This is a genomic window from Microcoleus sp. BM001215392 (genome assembly GCF_036700185.1).
Taxonomy (GTDB): domain Bacteria; phylum Cyanobacteriota; class Cyanobacteriia; order Cyanobacteriales; family Microcoleaceae; genus Microcoleus.
On the sequence record NZ_JAUBOJ010000403.1, the window covers coordinates 1 to 6,520 of the forward strand.

The window sequence follows — 6,520 nt, forward strand, 5'->3', positions numbered from 1 at the left end:
CGGAGGCCAATGCCCTATCCCCAGTCGTACCTCATCTTTCTGAGAAAGGCTATATATCTATTTCGATAGTTTATTCGGGATTAAACATTTTTTTTAATATTTGAATATTTTTACTACACAACCTAATGTTGAGATTTGTTGAGTAGGTTATGCGAATTAATATCGGAGCTGCTACTGATTGTTCACCTAGCGTTTGTAGCAAGCACTTCTCTTCTTATTAGCCGATCTTAATCAGGACGCTCAGTCGTTACTACAAAGTTATGAGTTGTGAACAGTAAAATATAAAACACCACAGGTTGAAAAAAATATTAGGCAGGCTCTGCCTTTGGTTCGATCGCACTTCACCTAGGATCTGACGCGCATCATTAGGATTCGACGTTCGACTTGAGGGCTGCGGGTACAGCAACTAAGGGAAGTTTCAGGATTTGAGCTGGAGGTTCGCTCGATCGCAAAACGAAATTTACCGGTAATTTTGGGGGAGTGTTGACTCCGGCAAATATTTGAACTAATAAGGTTAAGCTCGCTGCTAATAACAGTTTTTCAAACATGATACGGCCTCCAATACATATGCCATAAGGCATAACTTCTCTTACACGTACAAGATACAAAACATTGTCTGCGTCAAGTGCGATCGTACCACCAGAGTTAAGTGATAAATATCACTACTAAAGAAAGGGCGAGAGGGTGAGGGGGTGAGAGGGTGAGTGGGGAGAATCTCGGAGTCGGGAAAATCTTTACGCTTGACTTGTAGGGTCAACATCCACCCGTTAAATCCTTTAAATCCGTTACATCCGGTAGTTGCATCCGTGACCCAACTTTCGGCCAAATCCGGAATTGTCCTTGAGAAAGAAGCCGTTGAGTGTCTCACAAAGGTAGAATTAGCGCGTAGAAGTTATTTGAAACAGCGGAGGTACCGACAAGATGCTTGCATACATTCTGGCGTTGGCGGTCGGTCTAGGCAGCTTCAGTATTTACATGGCGGCCTTCTTTTTTCCAGAAGTTCACCGCAAAAGTGATTTTACTTGGAGCGGGATAGGACTTTTTTATGCGTTAATTTTATGGGTTTGCGCGGGGCGAATTACTGGTGCTCTCCTGCTTGGTCAAATGGCGGGCGTGGCTCTGCTTGGCTGGTTTGCTTGGGAAACTCTGACTTTGCGCAGGCTGGTGACGCCAGTTGCTCAGCAAACGCCGATACCTCAGGCGGCGAATTTGGCGGCGGCGGTGGGCGCACCTCTCTCAGGTTTGTTTGGTAAGAAACAAGAGCCCGCAGGGAAAAAACCTAAGTTTGTTCGATCGCCCAAACCGAAAGCTGATACTGTTCCAGCACCTGTAAATCAGGGCGAGGTAAAGGTAGAAGCACAGCCGGAGATTTCCCCAATACCTGAAATTATTGCCGAAAGCTCGATCGCCTCTGACTTAAAAACTGGTGAGCCAAAAGCACCCGCCATTGCAGAAATACCTGTGTTTTCAGTCGAGACTGCTGCTGTGGAGGCTTCAGAACGCCCAGCACAACCAGCAACCACCAGCTTTACTCCTTTACCTCTACCCCTACCTCTAGAAAATTTAGACATTCCCTCAGAAGCAACTGTGGAGCCACAGGCTCAAAACGAGCCAGAAGACGATGATTTTGACTTGATGTGGAGGGCGAGGGCTCAAGAGTCCCAGTTTGCTGCTAGTTCGCCACCTGCAACGGAGACACCGATAGCAGCCCCAGGAGCTAACCCAACTGCTGCTAAAACAGCTAAAAAATCAGGCGGTTTTGGAACTTTATTCGACAATTTCAAAAATAGTCTCGGCGGTATGTTGGGACGGGGTGCTGCTAAAAACAAGTCTGATGCAACTCCCCAGACGAAGCCAGCACCCCCAACGACTGCTGAGCCGATCGCCCCTGAATCTAAAATAGCGGCAATTCCGACACCGGATATCGACGTGATTCTGGAATCAGAATTAGCCTCCGCAGCCGCCGAAGTGGCAGCCGAAACCAGCAACACTGCTGTGGAAACAAGCCAGGGAGTCCCGTTTCCCACCGATGTTGAAGCAATGGCCGAGTTGATAGCGGCTCAAACCCCGAGTTCGGCCAAAATAGGAGAAAATTCGATCGAAGAGCGATCGTCGGCCCAGACTGGGACAACACCACCTGATGTCGATCGATCCGAACCAGAAGCAGCCCCTCCTCTATCCATAGAAATGACTGTGGTGGAAATAGCAGAGCCTGTAGAGATAGAAATACCCGGAGAACCTGGGTTGAGCGTGCAGGTGGAAACAATTTCAGTATCAACAATCTCGATCGAATCGACAGATGAAAAAGTCTCTTCTGATGGAGAAGAGCCAGATTTAGTAGAATCTGCCAAACAGGCGGCTGAACCCAAGTCTGAGAATGTATCAGGCGAAGATCGGCCGTCATTTTGAGACAAAAAGTAAAAGGTAGAAATCAGAATTTTTTTGATTCGGGTTTCTACCTTCTTACTTATTACTCTAGGATTTATGCGCGAGTGGCGATCGGGTTTTTCCACAACAATACTTGATTGCAACCCGCAGAACCCGCAAAAAACCCTGTTTATAAGAGTCGAAGTCGGCAAGTGCTGACTTCGACTTTCTACCTTATTCCCTCTACCTTCTTTTTACCCCCCTTTCTTTCTTCCTGATGACTAATGACTACTGACTAATGACTACTGACTAATGACTACTGACTAATGACTAATGACTAATGACTTCTTCGTTCTTCCTTAATATTATGAAAGCAATTATGGTCGTGGGAACAACATCTCACGCAGGAAAATCTTTACTGGTTGCAGCATTGTGTCGCATCTTTTCTCGACGCGGCTGGCGGGTAACTCCGTTTAAAGGTCAGAATATGGCACTCAATTCCTATGTCACGGCGGCCGGCGGAGAGATTGGCTACGCTCAAGCTGTGCAAGCTTGGGCTGCGGGTATCGCACCTTGGGTAGAAATGAATCCGATTTTGCTCAAGCCCCAAGGAGATATGACTTCTCAATTGATTGTCAAGGGCAGGGCGATCGCCAATGTGCGAGCATCTCAATATTATGAACAGTATTTTGATATCGGCTGGCAAGCTATTCGGGAATCTTTAGAATTTCTCAAGCAAGAATTTGACATGATTGTGTGCGAAGGAGCCGGAAGCCCCGCAGAAATCAATCTCAAACACCGCGATTTAACAAATATGCGGGTAGCAAAACATTTGAATGCTCGGACTTTGCTAGTAGTTGATATCGATCGCGGTGGCGCATTTGCTCACATCATCGGTACTTTGGAATTGCTCGATCCCGACGAACGCGCTTTAATTAAAGGATTCATTATTAACAAGTTCCGAGGACAAAAATCAATCTTAGATCCGGGCTTGACTTGGCTGGAAGAAAGGACTGGAATCCCGGTAGTTGGGGTAATTCCTTGGATAGACGAAGTGTTTCCCTCGGAAGATTCTCTCGATTTACTCGATCGGCGTTCTCCCAATACTCAAACCGACCTGAATATTTCCGTCATCCGTTTGCCGCGAATTTCCAATTTTACCGACTTTGACCCCCTGGAGTCGGAAACTACCGTCACAGTCAAATATATCAGCCCAAAAGATTATTTAGGCCATCCAGACGCCGTGATTTTACCGGGTTCTAAAACTACAATTTCCGATTTGCAGGTGCTGCGCCAAACAGGGATGGCAGAAGCTATTAAAAATTACTTAGTCGCTGGCGGCACAGTGATGGGAGTTTGCGGCGGCTTTCAGATGCTGGGAGAAAGTATCAGCGACAGACAAGGCCTTGAGGGAGAACAGGGAGAATTTGAAGGATTGGGATTGCTGCCGATTAAAACTGCGATCGCCCCGAACAAAATTGCTAGCCAGCGGATCGTAACATCTAACTATCCTCAACCGGGTTTACCAGTTTCCGGCTACGAAATTCATCAAGGAAGAACGCAAATGCTAGAGTCTGATTTAACTCAACCGCTATTTGACGATCCTAGTTTAGGAATGGTCAACACTTCTCAATCAGTTTGGGGTACATATTTGCACGGAATTTTTGATAATGGAGCTTGGCGGCGAGCTTGGTTAAATCACTTGCGCCAACAGCGGGGACTCCGCGCCTTACCTACTGGTATTCCTAATTATCGGGAACACCGAGAAACTCTGTTAGAAACTCTCGCAGATACAGTGGAAAAGCATTTAGATATCAAGCATATTTTAGGTTAGAAAGAAGTCATCAGTCATCAGTCATTAGTCATTAGTCATTAGTCATTAGTCATTAGTCATTAGTCATTAGGAAGTCGCTTGAGTCGTAGGGTGCGTCGCCTGAGAAAAATACCTAATTAAATATCGAAAATCTCACAGCGACGCACCTGTGCTTGATAATTGCTGTCAATAAACCTCACATTTTTTCAGTGCGAAATTTGGTAAAAATGGTGTTATATCAAAAGGAAGAATTGTATGATGAAAATTGTTTTTTTGCCTGATAACGTGACAGTCGAAGCAGAAGCGGGAGAGCTTTTGCTAGATGTAGCAAAACGTGCAGGGGTTTCTATTCCTACTGGTTGTATGATGGGTTCTTGTCATGCTTGCGAAGTAGAAATTGATGGCGGGGAGGCGATTTGTGCTTGTATTTCCGGCATCCCTTCCGGGAAAACGCAAGTTACAATTAATCTGTATGTCGATCCGACTTGGTGATTTTAATGTAGGGTGTGTGACAGTGCAGAAATGCGATCGCACTTTTAAATATTTCAATCGTCACGCACAGATTCGTTCGTAGTGCGGACTTAAGTCCGCATCAATCAGGACTCGCATTCCAAACGATCAAACTAATCTTATCCGTTCGTAGTGCGGACTTAAGTCCGCATCAATCAGGACTCGCATTCCAAACGATCAAACCGAATACTATTTAATTATTTTTGCCATTCTTGCTGTTTTTTGCGAGCAGATTGCAGCCACTTTTGCGATTCGGGATAAACAGTTGTCCCGGGTTTAACCGATTCTAATTGATTGATAATTTGTTGCAACTGCCCCAGGGAGTTACCGGGATTTTGACTGCGAGAATTTAAGTTATTTTGCAAGTTGGCAAACAAGCTTTTAGCTTCTTGCAAAGCTTTTTCAGAATCCTTTTCTGCTTGCAGTCTAATCTTGGCAATTCCTAAATTGTTCTGATATTGAGCGAGTTTAGTTTGAGCGTCGAGATAGCCCGGATTCTCCACAGGAACCAATTTTAATCGGTTAATTCCTTCTTCCCACAATCCTGCTATTTGTTCCCACTGTGCGGCTGGATGCGGCGGTTGTTTCGAGGCGACGGCGGCAGACAAAGCAAATTCTTTGGCTGCTTCAATTAAGTTGTCGGCTTGTACCGAACCGGTGGCGATTCCTCCCATTGCTTGAAAGTCTCTTTCTGCTGCTTGGAGTTTTGGCTTAGCCGTTTTTCCGGCGAGGGTTTCGGGGGGAATTTGGTTGAGTTTGTCGATCGCACTTTGCCAATTTCCCGTCGCTTTTTGCCGATCGGCGGCAGTTTTCGCTTGCTGGTACTGCTGTTTCGCGGCGTTGAGAGTTTCTTCGACTCTATCTAACTCAGTAAAAGCATTTTTTTGCTGAAAAATTTGAGCATCCATCCGCCCGATATTTTTGCGGGCTGCTTGAAATTCATCGACTGTAAAGCGCCAAGTGCAACCCCTAAAAGAGCAATAAGTTTGTGGATAGTAGCCGAGGAACCACACCGGCAAAGCATCGAGATGTTTTTGCGCTTGTTTTACTTTCGTGTCGCCATATTCAAAATCTGCCGCAGCCGTAGCTTTGTTAACCAGTTGATCGGATTGTTCCACGAGGGCGATCGCCTGTCGGTAATTGTAATCCATACTAATAAAGCTAGGCAGTAATAATATCGGCATGGTTTTCGCCACGGGCCAGCGAATCATCGGGAAAGGCAGGTTAATCAGCCAAATTATCCCCGCTGCGCCGCCCAGCAAACCGCCAACCCAGATGATTTTATCAAACAATCCGGGTGCGCGGTTGGCTTTGACAGCAGCTTTGAGAGTTTCTTCGCTGAATTTGGGAAATTCGTTTTTGAAGGTATCGCGGATTTCTTCTCTGGATGCGAAAGTGCCGTCTTGCGATCGCAATTTCTCCAGCCGTTTGATTACCATTCTGCGGTAAACTGCACCCGCTATGGCATCATCAGCCGCGCACTTGTCAACTTCGGCCTGCAAAATGTCAAAAGCTCGATCGGTAAGACGCCTCATAAAACTCACTTATGCGCTTTTAATTATTCTACAGGTTGCTAGCCAAAATAATTGTTAAGATATATAAAGTCCCTATCAAATAATCCTAATTAACTTCATGCCAACTGCTTTAATTACAGGTGCTTCTGGTGGAATAGGTGCAGCCTTTGCCGCCGAATTAGCCCGACGCCAGCACAATCTTATCTTGGTAGCTCGTTCCGAAGCCAAATTGCAGCAGCTAGCGGCTCAACTGCAAGAAGAATTGTAAGGATTCAGGTCTGAGAAATAGGAACGAGCTCAGGCATAGCCAAGTCAC

The 6,520-nt window shown here is 45.9% G+C and carries 7 protein-coding genes; 4 read left to right on the forward strand and 3 right to left on the reverse strand.

The window, feature by feature from the left end:
* Positions 1 to 365: 365 nt before the first annotated feature.
* Together QT974_RS29080 and QT974_RS29085 are read right to left on the reverse strand one after the other, a co-directional pair.
* Complete coding sequence (locus QT974_RS29080) at positions 366 to 548, reverse strand: hypothetical protein (protein WP_333471861.1); 183 nt, start codon at positions 546 to 548, stop codon at positions 366 to 368.
* A gap of 41 nt (positions 549 to 589) precedes the next feature.
* Complete coding sequence (locus QT974_RS29085) at positions 590 to 826, reverse strand: hypothetical protein (protein ID WP_333471862.1); 237 nt, start codon at positions 824 to 826, stop codon at positions 590 to 592.
* A gap of 95 nt (positions 827 to 921) precedes the next feature.
* Between QT974_RS29085 and QT974_RS29090 the strand changes: the two genes are divergently transcribed.
* The 3 genes from QT974_RS29090 (at position 922) to QT974_RS29100 (ending at position 4,672) form a co-directional block, all read left to right on the forward strand.
* Positions 922 to 2,409, forward strand: coding sequence for a Ycf66 family protein (locus QT974_RS29090; RefSeq protein WP_333471863.1), 1,488 nt, complete (start codon positions 922 to 924; stop codon positions 2,407 to 2,409).
* Between the two features lie 325 nt (positions 2,410 to 2,734).
* A complete protein-coding gene (cobQ, locus tag QT974_RS29095; RefSeq protein WP_333471865.1) occupies positions 2,735 to 4,201 on the forward strand; it encodes a cobyric acid synthase CobQ in 1,467 nt (488 codons plus the stop codon).
* 237 nt (positions 4,202 to 4,438) lie between these two features.
* Positions 4,439 to 4,672, forward strand: coding sequence for a 2Fe-2S iron-sulfur cluster-binding protein (locus tag QT974_RS29100; protein WP_333471866.1), 234 nt, complete (start codon positions 4,439 to 4,441; stop codon positions 4,670 to 4,672).
* A 215-nt stretch (positions 4,673 to 4,887) separates the two neighbouring features.
* On the opposite strand, the gene QT974_RS29105 is transcribed toward QT974_RS29100, so the two are convergent.
* Positions 4,888 to 6,225, reverse strand: a complete 1,338-nt coding sequence (locus tag QT974_RS29105) for a hypothetical protein (protein WP_333471864.1) — start codon at positions 6,223 to 6,225, stop codon at positions 4,888 to 4,890.
* A gap of 97 nt (positions 6,226 to 6,322) precedes the next feature.
* Here QT974_RS29105 and QT974_RS29110 point away from each other — a divergent pair, with 97 nt between their 5' ends.
* Entirely contained in the window at positions 6,323 to 6,472 is a 150-nt protein-coding gene (locus tag QT974_RS29110) for an SDR family NAD(P)-dependent oxidoreductase (RefSeq protein ID WP_442933221.1), read from the forward strand.
* Positions 6,473 to 6,520: the final 48 nt, after the last annotated feature.